The 16,387-nt window shown below is 45.9% G+C and carries 16 protein-coding genes; 3 read left to right on the top strand and 13 right to left on the bottom strand.

The window, feature by feature from the left end; all coding sequences use genetic code 11:
* Positions 1-196 precede the first annotated feature (196 nt).
* Positions 197-1,654, bottom strand: coding sequence for an alpha-L-fucosidase (locus tag AC3WQ3_RS28260; RefSeq protein WP_492474334.1), 1,458 nt, complete (start codon positions 1,652-1,654; stop codon positions 197-199).
* 121 nt (positions 1,655-1,775) lie between these two features.
* Between AC3WQ3_RS28260 and AC3WQ3_RS28255 the strand changes: the two genes are divergently transcribed.
* On the top strand, positions 1,776-2,609 hold the full coding sequence (locus AC3WQ3_RS28255) for an AraC family transcriptional regulator (protein WP_492474333.1): 834 nt from the start codon (positions 1,776-1,778) through the stop codon (positions 2,607-2,609).
* Between the two features lie 90 nt (positions 2,610-2,699).
* Here AC3WQ3_RS28255 and AC3WQ3_RS28250 read toward each other — a convergent pair whose 3' ends face one another.
* Positions 2,700-3,773: a glycosyltransferase WbsX family protein gene (locus AC3WQ3_RS28250; protein ID WP_492474332.1), complete on the bottom strand. Its 1,074-nt coding sequence runs from the start codon at positions 3,771-3,773 to the stop codon at positions 2,700-2,702.
* Between the two features lie 28 nt (positions 3,774-3,801).
* On the bottom strand, positions 3,802-4,887 hold the full coding sequence (locus AC3WQ3_RS28245) for a glycosyltransferase family protein (protein ID WP_492474331.1): 1,086 nt from the start codon (positions 4,885-4,887) through the stop codon (positions 3,802-3,804).
* Between the two features lie 221 nt (positions 4,888-5,108).
* On the opposite strand from AC3WQ3_RS28245, the gene AC3WQ3_RS28240 reads away from it, so the two are divergent.
* Positions 5,109-5,510: a hypothetical protein gene (locus AC3WQ3_RS28240; protein ID WP_154893342.1), complete on the top strand. Its 402-nt coding sequence runs from the start codon at positions 5,109-5,111 to the stop codon at positions 5,508-5,510.
* 68 nt (positions 5,511-5,578) lie between these two features.
* On the opposite strand, the gene AC3WQ3_RS28235 is transcribed toward AC3WQ3_RS28240, so the two are convergent.
* From AC3WQ3_RS28235 to AC3WQ3_RS28210, 6 genes are all read right to left on the bottom strand, one after another.
* Positions 5,579-6,928 carry a glycoside hydrolase family 30 protein gene (locus AC3WQ3_RS28235; RefSeq protein ID WP_492474330.1) on the bottom strand — a complete coding sequence of 450 codons (1,350 nt, stop codon included), beginning with the start codon at positions 6,926-6,928 and terminating at the stop codon, positions 5,579-5,581.
* A 21-nt stretch (positions 6,929-6,949) separates the two neighbouring features.
* Positions 6,950-8,593: a type 2 periplasmic-binding domain-containing protein gene (locus AC3WQ3_RS28230; protein WP_492474329.1), complete on the bottom strand. Its 1,644-nt coding sequence runs from the start codon at positions 8,591-8,593 to the stop codon at positions 6,950-6,952.
* Positions 8,594-8,669: 76 nt separating this feature from the next.
* Positions 8,670-9,557, bottom strand: coding sequence for a carbohydrate ABC transporter permease (locus AC3WQ3_RS28225; RefSeq protein ID WP_095287395.1), 888 nt, complete (start codon positions 9,555-9,557; stop codon positions 8,670-8,672).
* Positions 9,558-9,572: 15 nt separating this feature from the next.
* Positions 9,573-10,568: an ABC transporter permease subunit gene (locus tag AC3WQ3_RS28220; protein ID WP_261779881.1), complete on the bottom strand. Its 996-nt coding sequence runs from the start codon at positions 10,566-10,568 to the stop codon at positions 9,573-9,575.
* A gap of 116 nt (positions 10,569-10,684) precedes the next feature.
* Positions 10,685-11,707: a LacI family DNA-binding transcriptional regulator gene (locus tag AC3WQ3_RS28215; RefSeq protein WP_127535951.1), complete on the bottom strand. Its 1,023-nt coding sequence runs from the start codon at positions 11,705-11,707 to the stop codon at positions 10,685-10,687.
* Between the two features lie 107 nt (positions 11,708-11,814).
* Complete coding sequence (locus AC3WQ3_RS28210; RefSeq protein WP_154893344.1) at positions 11,815-12,147, bottom strand: thioredoxin domain-containing protein; 333 nt, start codon at positions 12,145-12,147, stop codon at positions 11,815-11,817.
* Positions 12,148-12,349: 202 nt separating this feature from the next.
* On the opposite strand from AC3WQ3_RS28210, the gene AC3WQ3_RS28205 reads away from it, so the two are divergent.
* Positions 12,350-12,481 (top strand): hypothetical protein, encoded by a 132-nt coding sequence (locus tag AC3WQ3_RS28205; RefSeq protein ID WP_261779882.1) that lies wholly within the window; start codon positions 12,350-12,352, stop codon positions 12,479-12,481.
* Between the two features lie 133 nt (positions 12,482-12,614).
* On the opposite strand, the gene AC3WQ3_RS28200 is transcribed toward AC3WQ3_RS28205, so the two are convergent.
* The 4 genes from AC3WQ3_RS28200 to AC3WQ3_RS28185 form a co-directional block, all read right to left on the bottom strand.
* Positions 12,615-13,220 carry a pentapeptide repeat-containing protein gene (locus tag AC3WQ3_RS28200; RefSeq protein ID WP_154893345.1) on the bottom strand — a complete coding sequence of 202 codons (606 nt, stop codon included), beginning with the start codon at positions 13,218-13,220 and terminating at the stop codon, positions 12,615-12,617.
* A 201-nt stretch (positions 13,221-13,421) separates the two neighbouring features.
* Positions 13,422-13,715 carry a DUF3817 domain-containing protein gene (locus AC3WQ3_RS28195; protein WP_336779889.1) on the bottom strand — a complete coding sequence of 98 codons (294 nt, stop codon included), beginning with the start codon at positions 13,713-13,715 and terminating at the stop codon, positions 13,422-13,424.
* A gap of 261 nt (positions 13,716-13,976) precedes the next feature.
* Positions 13,977-14,981, bottom strand: coding sequence for an ROK family protein (locus AC3WQ3_RS28190; protein ID WP_492474328.1), 1,005 nt, complete (start codon positions 14,979-14,981; stop codon positions 13,977-13,979).
* Between the two features lie 194 nt (positions 14,982-15,175).
* A complete protein-coding gene (locus AC3WQ3_RS28185; protein WP_492474327.1) occupies positions 15,176-16,339 on the bottom strand; it encodes an MFS transporter in 1,164 nt (387 codons plus the stop codon).
* Positions 16,340-16,387 lie beyond the last annotated feature (48 nt).

Below are 16,387 nucleotides of genomic sequence, written 5' to 3'. Positions count from 1 at the left end.
CTTTTATATGTCTGATGTCTCTCTTAACTTGAAATCTTTTTTTCATAATTGCGCACCATTGGTATCGCCATAGATTGAAATCATGTCTTTATGACTAAGACTTGCTGTGTAAGAGACAACTGAAATGCATAGCACACCCTCTACACAACCATGAATAACAAAAAGAACCGACAATGCTGCCGGCTCCATCCTTCACTTAATCCATTTCAATCTTGAATACGACAGGCGATTCGCTCTTCACATTTGTTGTTGTGATCGCCAGCGCATCTGCTGTTCTTACCCATTGAGGGCGTTCATCAAATCCCAAAATCTCAATGCTTTTGATTATTCCTTGGAAGTGATGTGAATTCTCTTTTAAGGATCGAATACGAACCTCTCCGTTGTCCGGATAGACAAGAACCGTGGCGTAGAGACTGCTGTCTTTTACTGTAAAACGAATATCTTCACTGGTAAACATCTTGGTATCCCCGTCTGTGAACTGGCCTTCCTTCACTTCTGTCGGACCTTCGCCATAAGTACGCCAGAAGGAAGTATCATAGATGGCCTCTCCGTTCACGCCGAGCCACTCACCTATGGCTAACAGAATATCCCGGTCTTCCTCCGGTATGCTGCCATCCGCTTTGGGTCCAATATTGAGAAGCAGATTGCCGTTTTTGCTCACAATGTCGACCAGATCCCGGATGATTTCATTCGCTGTTTTGTAGTTATTATTTTCCGTGTAGCACCAGGAGTTTTTGGCGACGGCCGTATCGGTTTGCCAGTAGTAGGGCTTGAGGTCGGCAAACTGCCCTCGTTCCACGTCGGGAACGGCACAGCCCAGCACAAACGCATCATGTTTGTAGTTAATGACTACAGGAATTCCCCACTCTTCTCCTTTGTTATAGTAATACGCACTGAATTTTTTCAGGTAGGGCTTAAAGGCTGCATTCTGAATCCACCAATCAAAATAAAAGACTCGCGGCTGATATTGATCAACCAGCTCACAGCAGCGAACCAGCCAGTCTTCCAGAAATTCCTTGGAAGGAGGTGAGCCATACAGATCATGATGGTCCGGCTCAGGCATGGCAGGCCAGTAAAAATCTCCGCGACTAAGGGGCTCTTGGATATCCGATTCGAATTCCTTCCCGTGGGACATGAAGAACCAGTGCTCTGCCCGGTGCGAGGAGACGCACAATGTAAGGTCTTGCTTCTCATAAGCGGTCTTCATCTCCCCCAGAAGATCGCGTTTGGGTCCCATTTCAACTGTGTTATAGTGGGAAATGGAGCTTTTATACATTTGAAATCCGTCATGGTGCTCAGCGACAGGCATCACGTATCTGGCTCCAGCCTTTCTGAATAGTGTGGCCCATTCGTCAGCATCGAACTTTTCCGCACGGAACATGGGAATGAAATCCTTATATCCAAAATCCTTCGGGTGCCCATATACTTCAAGATGGTGTTCATGGGCTTGGGAACCCTGGATATACATATTACGTGAGTACCACTCACTATCATAAGCCGGAATGGAATACAGTCCCCAGTGAATGAAAATGCCGAACTTGGCATTCCTGTACCAATCCGGGACCTGATACGCACGGAGTGACTTCCAGTTATCTTTGAATCGCCCTTCAGCAATGGTGGCTTCAATCTTTTGCAAATATTCGGTATGCTCCATCGTCTGTTCTCATCCCTTTCGTTATCCTGTTCCCTTGTATTGTAGCGGTAGGAAGAAGGGATAGACATGCAGAACACTAACTTTTGGATGCACAATAATAACCTTGTAAGGAGATACGCTCATGAATCATCAGACGCTGCTTACGAACTACCTGTCCAACCTGCAGGTGGAACTGTTCATGGTCAACTATAATCGGTGTGATGCAGACTGGCGTGATCTGGATTACACCCCCGACTACAGCAAATTTTATTGGATCAGCGAAGGAGAAGGATGGTTGAAGATTGGGGATCAGGAGTATTATCCTGCACCTGGACAGCTTTTTTTGATGCCTGAGGGGGTCACTCAATCCTATTCAGTCATCAGCGATCAGCCTTTTCTGAAGTATTGGTGTCATTTCAGCGCTAAGGTCGGGGGAATTAATCTATTTCAAATTTTGAAGTTTCCTCACTTTTGTACTATAGAACGCCCTGAATTGGTCAATGAAATCTTCAATCATATTCTTCTGTATGCCAGATCCGGTGAGGTATATGCTCACATGATGGCCAAAAGCAAACTGATGGAGCTTATATCCCACTACCTGATGAATCTGGATCTGGAGCAGATTACGTATCTGAATATACCCGTCATGGAGAAAATGTCTGCCTTACTCGCCTATATCGATGCCCATATTGAAGAAAATATTACCGTGCAGGATCTGGCGCAGATCGCTTATATGCATCCCAACTATTTCATTCGCTTCTTCAAGCAGCAGGTTGGCGTACCACCCATTCACTACATTACAGGCAAAAAAGTGGACAAAGCCAAGGAGCTGCTCAGCTGTACGCCGAACACCATTACCATGATTGCTGAACATCTCGGATTTCGGGATTTGTATTATTTTTCAAGGCTGTTCAAGAAGCATACCGGGTTAACCCCGACTGAATTCCGTAAACAAACGACTCTGCCAGCAACATAAGGGCTTTTTATGCGTTACTGGTTATGCCTTACTGCTTATGTTGCTCTGTTTGCAAAAACAAATGGAGTCCCTTATGAGGAACCCCACCATTTATAGATGCCTGTAATTGATTCCCTCGTTTTGTCGGATAACCCTTTTGACTTCTTTCAAATAGGCGTAGCCATAATCTTCGTCCGGTTCTAGGTATGCGCCTTCTGCCCACTCATTCCAGGCATTAACGAACATGAAGCCACTCTTGTACGATTTCTGTCCCCTCTCCACCTGCCTGGACAGATACAGCCCAAATTTCTCGGGAGTGGAGCCGAGCGTACTCTGTCCATCCATGCCGCGACGCGGCGTATTATCCCAATTTACAAAAGCACCAGGGTAAACCACTTCCCCGTTCCGATGTGGTGACCTTTCCAGGATGGCCGTCCATACCTTGTCGTAGTTCACGACAATATGCTTCTGACTCCCGATATTCATCTCGATCCAGATTTCGTTCGTGTGGCCATGAGCAAACGTATAATGCGGCTCAAATTCCATGCTTGCGTCAAAAGCCTGGCTGTTATAGGTCGGAAATCCGCCTATCGTTTGTACAAAATGAATACCCTCCAGTCCATGTTTCACCGCCAGCTTGCGCCAGTACCGAATCATGTCCTCACAGCGGGGAATGCTTGCAGGCCGGTATATAAGAAACATGGGTTTACCTTCCACCCGGATATAGCGTTTGTCCTTAAAGGCCCTAATCAGATACTCGAAATGATCCTTCCAATCGCTCTCGTCTCCATAGTCCTGTGATATCAGAACATCCGATTCCTGACCGTCCCATTTACGGGTCCAGGGTTCATTCGCCCAAGACAAACAAAAAGGGAAATCAGGCTCCCCGGTTTTTATGATTTCATCAAACGGCTTCTCCAGCAGCCGCTTGCCCTTAAACCAGTAATGATAATAACAGAATCCATATATCCCATAGGATTTTGCAGTCTCTGCCTGCCATTTGCGCACCGCAGGATCTGTCAGATTATAATAGTTCTGTTGGAGCGGCCTCTTGGGCTGTACATGTCCCGGGTATAAGGATATTGACTTTTTTACATTCGTCCACTCGGTAAATCCATCCCCCCACCACTTGTCATTCTCAGCAATCCGATGAAATTGAGGTAAATGTAACGCAATAAGCTTCAATCAGGATTCCTCCATTAGACAGCCGGATTTATCGGAATATACGATCCAGAAGCTGCAAGCTTTTCTGAAGATAGGAATGATTATATTTCACGTAAGTCATTGCCCGCGAAGCAGCCAGTCTTCGCTGATCCACCTGATTCCAATAATAGTCGAACTTCTCAACAAGTTCCTCAAGCGAATCATAGCTTATGAATACATCTGTATCCAGACCCGCGCTTGAAGAGCTCGAGTTCAGTTGGAACGTGCCGCAAGCAGCCACCTCCATGATACTTCTGATCGAAGAGTTGTCCTGAATAACAATTTTGGTCCCATTGTACAGCCATTCCCGTTTCTCATCCGCTTGCACAGGGATAAACGCTCCATATTGCTTCCATCCCTCCCCCTCTACCCGAACCTTTTTGCCGGATAATAAGACATGATTCGCAAATGCAAAAAGGCAACTGCCAGGCTGCGCATCTCCAATGATATATACATCAGACTCATCCTGCTTGCGCGCGGTCTGAGGATAGAATACGTTCGGATTTGGTGGAAAAGGAACTTCATAACATAGCGCATCACCCATGCGCTGATAGAATGTAATGTTTGCCGGATCCTGTGTGAACACATAATCGAATATGGTCATAACTGAACCCAAGTCCTTCACACCAGATTGATCAGATAACCAGATGGCCTTTTTGATCGGCGAGATCCGTAATGCTTCAATACTCTCTTCTGGTAGTGCCTCTTCGCCGCCCAGCACGATAATCAGATCGGTTTGGAATGTATTCAGGTATGCTCCCAGCGGCTGAATTACTTTGATTTCATGTATACTTTTCACGAGATGCCTCAGACTCTGCTCAACATGAACGGCAATGGAAGAGAGCTCTCGGTCCATATATGGCGTAATGATGAGCACATTCAATTGTTTGTAAACGACCTGTGGCTGAACGTCCTTAGACTGACGATTCCCATCCTCCAGAATTTTCATCAAGTGCTGCTGCAGATCCGTCTGCTGCACGGTCAGATGATGCTGAATCAACTTCAGTTTCCGATGTAATGTGGCATTCATCTGTCTTAGCAACCACCGGTTGGGATGCTGCACAGAGAGCTTATTTTTTTGAGATTTAATTTGCATCCGTCTCTTTTTTTTGATAACCAAACCCTCCGATCCCGTAGCGGATTGACACTCTCTGCCTACAATATGCATGGATGACTGGCTAGGTTTCTAGAGTTGGATTTTTAGGTATTCAACTAGACAGAATAGGTTGTTTCTCCCAAGTAAATGTGCCAGAACCCCGTGTCCATTCGGTTCTTGTCCTCATAAACTATATCAAGACCAGATGGGAGTTGATATGTTTGACAACATTTAGTAGTATCCTCGTTACGGGAAACCAGACCATCAATCAGGATTTGCATGTGAATGGTAATGAAACGGTCGGGCTGAACCTGCAGGTGAACGGAAACCAGACCATTGCCGGCCATCTTCAAATTAATGGCAGCACTTCCCTTACAAACAGTCTCGGAGTCGGCGGAGTTGTTCACGCAGGGGACAGCGTAAAAGCCACCACCCAGATCATGGCGCTGAATCAACCAACGCTTCCTGCCGTCTTGCCGGTAGTGCAGCAGTTGTTATACTACAATCCGGGTGTTTTAAATCAACCAGGCCTTGTACTGACGGGAACCAGCGGTAACCAATATGTGTTGTTTATCGACGATAGCTCAGGAACGCCCAATCTCGCTATTCAGATGTTTGGATGAAATGAAGCGTACGAAAAGCCGATCTGCAGGGATGATTCACACTGCGGATCGGCTTTTTTGAATACGAATTATCGACTAGGAATCAAAATGGTCAGTGCACTTTTGGATTCCATGAATATGTTTAACAGTTCCTCATCACGAAGCTTCAGCCGGATATTACCAGACTCTTCCCCATCATTGAATAGAACTACGGCAATGGAACCGTCCCTGTTGCTGAAGGCCACGTTGGATATGGAGACATGACTTGAAGCGGATTCAATACGAACGGCCTTTGGGCGAATGAATGCGCTAAAATGAGCCAGTGCATAGTAATCGAGTGTGTACATAAGCTCACCCGTTTGCTGATTTACCTGCACGATGCCGCGACAAGTACTGCGACCAAACCCAGGCACCGTTGGCCCGTTGTTCTCATCAAGTGCCATATTCCAGAGCACCATAGACTTGCTGTAGTTCCGAAGAATCTGAATTCCTGTTCGCATGACATTGGAGAAAGCCTCCTCGAAGGGAGGAATCCAATCTCCTCCTGACCCCTCCGTAAAGTGCACCTCTTTACCTGCATACGCTTCATACACCTTCGTTTGTGCGGATGCTTCGCCTCCGTACCAGTGCCAAGCCACGCCATCCACCTCCTCTCCCGCCTGCTCCAGCACGGTAAGTGGATAACCCGGTTCATCCCAGTTGTGATCATAACAGAGAATCTTGGTCTGAATGCCTTGGCTAACAAAGGCAGGTTTCAGATGATTCTTGATAAAATCCGCCTGTGCTTCCGCTGGCATCAGCATGCCTGGATAATGGCCCGGTTCATACAATGCCTCATTCTGCGGTGTCACTGCATGGACGGGCAGTCCATGTTTCGCGTATGCTTTGATGGTTTTGGCAAAATATTCGGCGTACACCGGATAATACTCATGCTTCAGTTGTCCCGTAATCATGGACCCGCTTGTTTTCATCCAACCCGGAGCACTCCAGGGCGAAAGAAACAGCTTCAGATCCGGATTTAATTCGCGCGCTTTCCGGGTTAAGGGGATTACATCCTCTTCATCATGCGCAATACTGAAACGGGCAAGCTCTCGATCAGTTTCCCCTTCAGGTAGATCATTATAGCTGTATACCGTTCTGGCATAATCGGATGCGCCCATTGGATTGCGAATGACCGACAAGCCGATGCCATCCCGCGGGTGAAATAGCCTGATCATTAGCTCTTCCCTCTGTTCTTCACTCAATATCTGATGAATCAGATACGCTGACGAATCGGTAAATGAAGCTCCGAAACCATCCATCTCCTGAAAAGTATGCTGATCATCCAGCTTGACTTCAATTGGTTCCCGGTCCGATTGGAGCGATTCCAATTGTTCCCCTGATACAGGCATAAATAGTTCATGTTCTCCTGTTGATCGATAGATCTTGAATTGGCTCATCTGATCCCCTCCGGTTTTCTTTTATTGGATGCCTAATTTCTCTTTATTCTGTTTCATCTTCTCACTGCGGACCTTCACGATCTCATCCCAGCGATTTTCATCCAAGAATGACTTGTAAGCGGCAAGTGCACCATCAAATGCAGCATCATCCTTCGCTCGAACCATACTTACCAGTGTCGAATTCCATTTGGTGTTGATGGCAGACAAGGCACGTGCTTCCTGTGTTCCTTGATCCGGATTGATATTCTCCAGAATAAAATGAGGTTTCAGCTTGCCTTTGCCCCATTCCTGCATTTGTTTAATCGACTCAGGAAAAGCATCCGCACTTAACGCTTTGTGACGATCATGACCGAAGAACATGAATTCACCCATGCGATAATCCTTTTTGAACTTATCTGCATTGTTGAGCTGCAGGTCCTTCACGGCTGGCAGCAATTCAACCGTACCGTCCGGTTGGGTTTGGAAAGTTTCGCCTTCGATACCATAGTTCATCAGCGTCTGGCCTTCCTCACTGAGCAGATACGTGAAGATCTGAATGGCTTTGGCCGGATCCTTGCTGTCCTTGGAAATAAAGTTGATCATCCAGCCCGTTATGCCGGATTGATTCAACGTTGGAGCATGGCCATTGGTACTCTGTGGACCGTCAATTGCAATATACTCCTTGCCAGAGTTAGCACTCATATAAATTTGAAGATTGCCTCCTTGCTGTGGTGTGCCGTCCAGCAGCATCGTTGCATATTTTCCCGATTTCACTTTTTCCTCGAACGCCGTACCGTCATCTGCAAAACTGTCATCACTGATATTACCATCTCTGTATACGGTGTTCAGCGTTTTCAACCAAGCGAGATAGTCTTCATCCAGATTACGATCGTAGAATTCGCCGTTCTCATTCTCCAGAGGTACACCGATGAAATCCTGCAGCGTATCACCGAGCGAACCTGTACCCTCTCCAATGGCGTTAAATCCGAATGGGATCAACGTTGGAAACTTTTCTTTGATCTGCTTCATTACGCTCTGGAATTCTTCCGGTGTTCCAATGACTGGACTTCCCAGTGCCTCATAGACATCCTTGCGGATGATAAATGCTGTTTTGGCCGGAATGTTACCGCTATCATAATCGGCTTGTGTATTGGAATAGTTCGGATATCCGTAGGTCTTGCCATCAGACAGCTGGAACCAGTTAAGGGTATCTGCCGCAGCCACCTTGTTGAAATACGGATCATATTTCTCAGCCAGATCATTCAGCGGCAGTGCCCAGGTTGCTGCCTTTTGCACGACAGGAGAGTTCGAGTCGAATACAGTGAGCAGGTCTGGCATCTCCCCACCGGCAAAAAAGGTATTTAGTTTCGTGTCATCCCCTGTAATGAATTTGATGTTGATGTTCAGGTCCTCTTTGATTTTCTTCGTGACGATGTCTTTGCCAAAATCGGTATTCCACCAGTCCGCGTTAACGTACCAGGTTAGATCCGTTACCTCTTCTTTTTTGTCCAGCTGCCATGCCGGCGTCTCCGGATCAACCGTGTATCGGTCTTCAATGGAAATCCAATTCCCCTCACCGGAGCCACCTGCTCCTCCTCCGCATCCTGTAACCAATACTACTGCTGTCAGCAGGGCAGCACTCAGTTTAACACCCGTTTGACCGATGGCCTTCTTCATGTTCAACATCGAGATTCCTCCTCAGAATGTGGTACATACTTGAACAAGCATTCAAAAACCTTTATAGATCCAACTTGAATTGGCACTACTCTTTGACAGCCCCCAGCATCATTCCTGATATAAAATATCTCTGAAGGATGGGATAGATCAGCACGATTGGCAAAGTAGTAATGACGATCGTGGCGAGCTGCACACCTTTGGTCGTTGTTTCAATGACCGCAGAGCCTCCGATATTTTGCATGGATTGCGTCTGGGATTGCACAATAATCTCATATAACATCATCTGCAGTGGATATAATGACTGATCCGTTATGTAAAGCTTGGTTGTCATGAAGTCATTCCATTGCCCCACTCCATTGAACAGCGCAATCGTAGCCATTGCTGGCATGGAGAGCGGGATGAAGATTTTGAGGAAGATATGCCAGTCTCCGGCGCCATCGATTTTGGCTGATTCCTCCAGAGAATCCGGGACGTTCCGGAAGAAGTTCATCAGAATCACGACATCATAGAAGCTGAACAGCGCCGGGATGATATATACCCAGAAGCTATTGAGCAGGCCGAGTGATTTGATCAACAGGTATGTTGGAATCATCCCGCCCGAGAAAAACATCGTGATAACACCCATGGCAACATATAGCTTCCGGCCCCGTATGTATTTTTTGCTCAGGCCGTAACCCACCATGGCACAGAAAAATACGTGAGTAACCACTCCAATTGTCGTTTTGGAAACCGAGATGAAGAAGGCTTGCCAAATACTCGAATCATTAAATACAGCCCGGTAGTTCTCCAGCGAGAACTCGGGTGACCAGAAGATGAACCCGCCTTCCGCCAGCGCCCTGCCGGAACTAAAGGAAGAGATGACCACATTCCAGAGCGGGACCACAATAACAATGGTACATATGACCAGCAAAATAATATTCAGCGTATCAAAGATCCGGCTATCGAGATCTTCTTTTGCCACCTTTCCATTCACGCGTTACGCCTCCTTCTACAGCACAGATTGATTATCGTTCAGCTTGCTCGTGATCTTGTTTGCGGTAACCAGCAAAATGACGGACACAATCGAGACACCGAGTCCAACCGCTGTCGCATACGAAAAGTCACCCTGAGACATCCCCATACGATATACATAAGAGTTAATGACTTCTGCTTTTTCTCGGTTTTGCGAGTTCATCAGAACCAGTGTCTGATCCAGGTTGGAGCCAAGCAAACCGCTTACCGTTAGAATCAGATTCAAGCTAATGATGGATCTCATGTTCGGAAGCGTGATGTTCCAGATTTGCCTAAGCCTGCTTGCACCATCAATTTTGGCAGCCTCATAGTACGTGGGGTCAATCTTCGACATAATGGCCAGATACAAGATGGTTCCCCAGCCGGCCTCTTTCCATATATCCGATAACGTAGCAATCCACCAGTACTTTCCGGCATCCAGCAGGATGTTTTGTGGCTGCGAGATCAAGCCCAGACTGAGCAGGATCTGATTGAATAGCCCCGTCGTTGAGAACCAGGTGATGAGCATGCCGCCAAGTACGATCCAGGACAAAAAGTGCGGCAAATATGAAACCGTTTGCACAAATTTCTTGAACCGTCCACTGTTCAGCTCGTAGATCATGATTGCAAGAATAATGGGAATGACGAAGCCGATCCCCAATTTGAGAAAACTGATGCCCAGCGTATTCACGACCGCGTCCCAGAAATATTTATCCGACAGGATAATTCTGAAATTCTCCAAGCCTACCCATGGTGCGGTAGCGAGCGTATCAATGACCGTATAATTTTTGAAAGCAATTGTTAGACCATAAATCGGGATATAACAAAAAATGATCATAAAGATAATGCCCGGTATAATCATGGACTGAATTTCCCACTGTCTGCGATAGTCGATGACAAACTCTCTAACCCGCTGTCCTAGCGACTTTTTTTGTTTAGGACCTGACCCAATCGGCGTATTCCCGGCTGCCTTCTCAACAGCTAATTTACTCACGTTCCATAGCTCCCCTCTGACTTTCCATACTTATAAAAACGTTTTTATTTTCGTGCATAAAAACCCCCTTATTCTGCTTCAATCATTTAAAAAAAGACCGAAATGATCCTACACAACTATGCTTCGATATCATTCCGGCCGATCTTTACGTGGCTTGAACCTCTTACGATGAGTTCACCCGATAATTTTTGAGCTGCACCTTGCTCTTTCTTCTTAATCATGCCTACCAATTGGTTAATGGCCAGTATTCCTTGCCTTGCAATCTGATTCCTTACCGTCGTGAGCGGAGGTGAAAAATACGGAGCGATATCAATATCGTCAAAACCCACCACACTTACATCTTGAGGAACCTCATACCCTTCGGATTTTAATGCATGAATGCAGCCAACCGCACTCAGGTCATTCCCCGCGAGAAATGCATCGGGACGCTTGCCTGGATGCAGGTGCAAAAAGGACTTAATGGCACTGTACGTGCTCTCTTCCTCAAAATAACCCTGAATGATATAATCATCATCCACCGGCAGCTGGTATTCACGCAAAGCTGCCAGATACCCGTCCCTACGCTGCACGCTGTCAAACATCGTATCCACACCCGAGATGTAAGCAATCTTCTTGTGTCCAAGTGAGATCAGGTATTTCGTTGCTTCGTAAGCTGCCACATACGAGTCGAATATGACGCTTCCCATCGTTTCACTCTGGTAGACACGGTCTAGGAAGACTGCCTTGATCTTGTCTTTTTGCATGGACAGAATATCCTGCTCATCAATTCGCAGCTCTTCATAAATAATGACACCATCCACGCGGCGCCCCATGATATTGCTCATGATGACCTGCTTATCCTTGGTGACAAATACATTCAGCCCATATCCGAGACGGTCACACTCGCGCGACATGGACTCAACCAGTTTGTAAAAATACGGGCCTGATACACTGGTCGTGAAGAAGCCCAGCATTTTGGTTTGTCCGGATTTTAACAACTTGCCATTCAGATTGGGAACGTAATTTAACCGCTCAGCCACCTTCAGCACATGAGACTTGGTCTCCGGATTAAGCACGTCCACACCATTCAGAGCATTGGAGACGGTGGATATGGAAACGCCTGCTTCCCTTGCAACATCTTTGATCGTAATCTTAGCCATAATGATTAGTCCTTTACTATAAAAACGTTTTTATATTGTTAAATTAGCATAAAACCGCTTTCAGCACAACACTTTAATTTTTTTACACTGAAGCTTTATACTTTTTTTTATGCGTATGAGCTGTAAATCTGCTCCAATTGTTCTGCCAAACGATCCAGACGAACAAACCGATCTGCCCGAACAACTTCTTTCTGCTCCACCAGAACAAGCATAATCGGAACGGTGAAAATGAGGAACTTCGATGCCACCTCTTCCACCTGATTTGCATCGATGTGTCCCAGAGCAATGGAAGGATAAGGCTGGAGCAGTTCTCTGATCTTGGGCATCAAGGCATGACACACACTGCATTCCTGCCTGGAGACATACAAAAAAGTCAGCTTATGCTTCAGGATAAACGAATCAACCATGTCTATGGACGTTAACTCATGTATTTCTTTCATTTGTGCCTCCGTCTCAATCCAAAATGATATAGCAAGTATGAGTGTACCATGATTACATGCACTTATAAAATGCACAATGGAGTGGATTATCTATTCATCACCAAGTGGAGCTCCATGAACCATAAAGTTTCACTTTCCAAATTACCATAATATGGATTATACTGGATAAGTATAACCATCTTAAATGAAATGAGGTTTATCTATGAAAAGAAAAAGCATGTTACTCCTCGCTGCCCTCTGTCTATTCGCTTCATTCGCCGCTTCCGCCTCCGCGGCTTCGGTTGACAACGGGTTCAGCCTACTGTCCGATCGTCAAACGGGTACAGTTAAATAAGCGCTTGTTAACGTATGATAAACTCTTAAAAAGCTAACTTCTTAGTGATTACATATTACGTCGGCTTCAAGATGGAATGAAAATGGACACAAACCTGTGGATTTACACGGGTTTGTGTCCATTTCATTTGGTGTTAATCTACCTTTGCGCCATATGAACGCATGAACAATACAGCCTGTTCCGTGTCTATACGAGCACCCTTGACGTCCAGGGACTTCAGATCAATGCCTTCCAGGTTAGCTCCGCGCAAATCTGCTCCCATGAGTTTGGCTCTGCTTAGCGTTGCTCTGCTCATGTCACAGTCTCTTAGATCTGCCTTACCAAGATCCGTATCGGAGAAGTCCGTTTCGTAGAAGCGAATGCCCCGCAGATCCTGTTTGCCCAGCTTCGTGTGTCTCAAATTCGTATAGGACCAGTCCCCCTTGATAAGGGTAACGCCGTCCATCTGTGCTCCCGAGAAATCAGAACCGGTCATTTTACAGGACGTAAATTTGGAGACAAAAAGGTTAGCTCCGCTGAATGTACAGTTCTCAAAAGCAGATTCCGTATGAAACGACCCGTTCATGCTCGCTCCTCTGAAGTCGCATTCGATAAATCGGCAATTGCTTGTCTCGATCTCTTCCATGGAAGCATTCATAAAGGTACACTGCTTGAAAACACAGCGCATCAGTTCCCCGTATCTCAAGTCGTGTCCGTCAAAATGCACCGCTTCATATTCCTGATCCTTGTATTGGTACACGATTAAACCTCCTGCTTACATCTACATTCGATGAATCCAAACTTTTTATACTATACCATACCCCTGTCAAGTACCTGCCTAAGTGACCGTAAAAGTCAAGGAATTTAATTTGTCACGATCACAGATAACAAAAAAAAGGCGTCTTCTCTGCTACTGTGCTCTACAGTAGGCTGATCGCCTTTTTCATCATGAGTTTAACTTTTAATTCCAGTCTCTCTTCTTCAAATAAGATTCAAAAACAAAGGTTCCAAATGGCAGCAAACCAGCCACGACACCCATGAACCAGCGTGCCGCCTTCCACCTGTTTACAACGGCCAAATGTACTAGTGCAATAAGATACAGAGGGAACAGTATCCCGTGAATCATGCCCATAACGGCCACCGGAGAAGATATATCCGCGAAATATTTCAAAGGCATGGCAATAAGAACAAGCAAGAGCAAGGAAACCCCTTCGCATATCCCTGCAATTTTGAATCGGCCGATCACTGTCTTCATCAGATTCCATCTCACCTTTCCAATCCTCGTTTGTGAATTATGTAACGTTCTCCACATTCAGTATAACGCATGGCTTGGAAGCACAAATGGTTCAAATTTGAATAATTATTGAATCTGCATCGCTGCGTAGTCATCTGAACATAAAACGGCATACGGCTTGTGAAAGCTCCATATAAGATTCATAGGCCTCTTCCGACTCTGACCATAGGTGTGTAACCTTTGGAAACAAGGTGTCTGGTGGGTTCTTATTATCATGAACATTCACGTAATCTGAATGATGTTAGGCTCAAGTTCTTTTAAGGTTAACCACCGCATGCCCGCTTCAAAATGCTCCTGAAATGATTCATTTAAAATTACTTCCGGGAAAACAGGCATGAGCTGCTCCGCTTGATACGATTCCCAGCCCCGAATAAACGCCTCTGTTTCTACCTGACTTTGATAAATAACAACCCTGTCCGGTGCGAGGATCGCATTTACGGTATGAATGATTTGATATACCGTTTCAGCAAACACCTCGGGCTTCATTGGACTGTACCAGTCCATCTCCAAGGGGAGAAATTTAATTTCCCCAGCCATGCCGTTCTTGCCTTTAACGACTTTGCCATTAAGGTAAATGCCCATGCCCGGAGGATAATGGGTTGGGAAATAAATTCCGATTACACTGTTTCCCTCATCCAGTTCTTGCTGAGAACAATAACCGCTAACAGCAGCATTCACATCATTTTCCACCATGACCGGCAGTCCAAATCTTGCTTCAATCTCTTCAGCCATACGGAAACCCTTCAGCTGCTGATGACTGCTTACCGTGATTTCTCCGTTCACCGTTTGCCCAGGAATCCCGATGCCTATGCCTTTGATGGAAGGATGCTGAGCGAGAATAGGTTCAATGATTCCGAGAAATTTTGTTTGGTCAAATTCAGGCAGGGTATGTTCTTCTTTCAGCAAAATGGTATTCTCCAAATTGATGACGGTTGCCGTGATGACATCCTGTCCTTGCTTGTCACTCATATAGATTACCAGCGCCAGGCTGAAATCATAATTGTAACGGTAAGTTAGCGCGGGCCTACCCCCGTTGGAGGGAATTGTCTCATCCTCGTACAGTTCCCCAAGCTCGCACAATTCCTTAACCAGCGAATTCACCGTAACTACACTCAATTTGGTCAAGGATGCAAGTTGGGGCTTGGTTGCTGTCTCCACCTGTTTCATGACTTGGCGCACGTTGTTTATATTAATCTCTTTCATCAAATTAGCGTTTGCTATTTTCATAAGCGTTCCAGCCTCCAAATTTCGAACGTCAATGTAACCACTATACAATATCTTGAAAGTGATTAAAAACGGCTGCTATAAAAACAAATCATAGACATGACACTCATTCTGCATTGTTCCAGCTTTTACGAATTACAAAAAGAGCACACCGTCTACTTGATGCACTAGACTGGCGTACTCTTTTCGTATCATTCTTATGCAGGGGCCTGAACCGATTGTTCCTTGCGACTAATCGCATATATGGCCGAGGCCAAGCCCAGAAGAATTAGAATCGAACCTACCCAGCCGTTATACAGAATGGTGGAATGATCTATCACCATCCCGCCAACATACGTGCCGAGGGCAATTCCTGCGTGGGCAATTCCCGAATTGGTGCTGATCAGGGATTCCGCTGCTTCTGGAGATGTTTTGATAATCAGACTATTCTGCACTGGCGTAACCGTCCAGCTCAAGGCACTCCAGATGCTCAGCAAGATGAGGAATGCAATTAGAGGCAGTCCAACACTGAATGGGATAACAGCCATGCTCACAATGAAAGGAATTAACACAATGACGATGGCTTTTGCCGGATGCAGGCGATCCGATAATACGCCCCCAAGTCCCCCACCGGCAACAGCCGCGATGCCAAACATCATGTAGATAAAGGTAACCATAGTCGAACTTGCGCCGATCGTTTCCTGGAGAAATGGTGTGAAATACGCATATAACGTCAAATGACCCGCCAGCACCAATAAGGTCGTCGCATGAATCGCCAGCATCCTCGGATTCCACAGTGCAGCAAACTGACGCTTCAAAGAGACGACAGGCACCGGCTGAACACGCTGCATGACAAGACCAATGGCTACCATGACAATGGCAGTCAATATGGCAATAAAAATAAAGACTTCACGCCATCCGGCCAGATTACCCACGAATATTCCGAGCGGCACTCCGAGAATGAGTGATGCACTCCCACCCATCGTAATGATCCCAACCGCACGTCCTTTGTACTGCGGCTTCACAATGCGAGCAGCAAGTGTCAGGGACAATACAAAAATGAGCGAGCCTGTCGCAGCCCCGAGTGCCCTGCCTGCCATCAGCATATAAAAGTTGGCACTGAAAGCAGAAATAAGATTGCTGACCAGGAAGATCAGCAGGGTGTACATGTATACCTTTTTACGTTCAAATCTGGCCGTTACGTTTAACAGAATCGGTGCAGATATGGCATATACCAACGAAAAGATGGATATTAAATAACCGGCTTTCGCCAGAGTCAAATGAAGATCTGCAGCAATCAGATCGAGAATACCGCCCAAAATAAGTTCCACGGTTCCAACCACAAAAGCCGCAATCGCAAGCAAATACACTTTTTTATTCATTTCATGAATCCTCCTCAAAAGTTACAACTACGATAGTAACTTAATAAG

Source organism: Paenibacillus sp. FW104-T2 (genome assembly GCF_058789975.1).
This window is presented reverse-complemented; position numbering and strand designations above follow the sequence as displayed.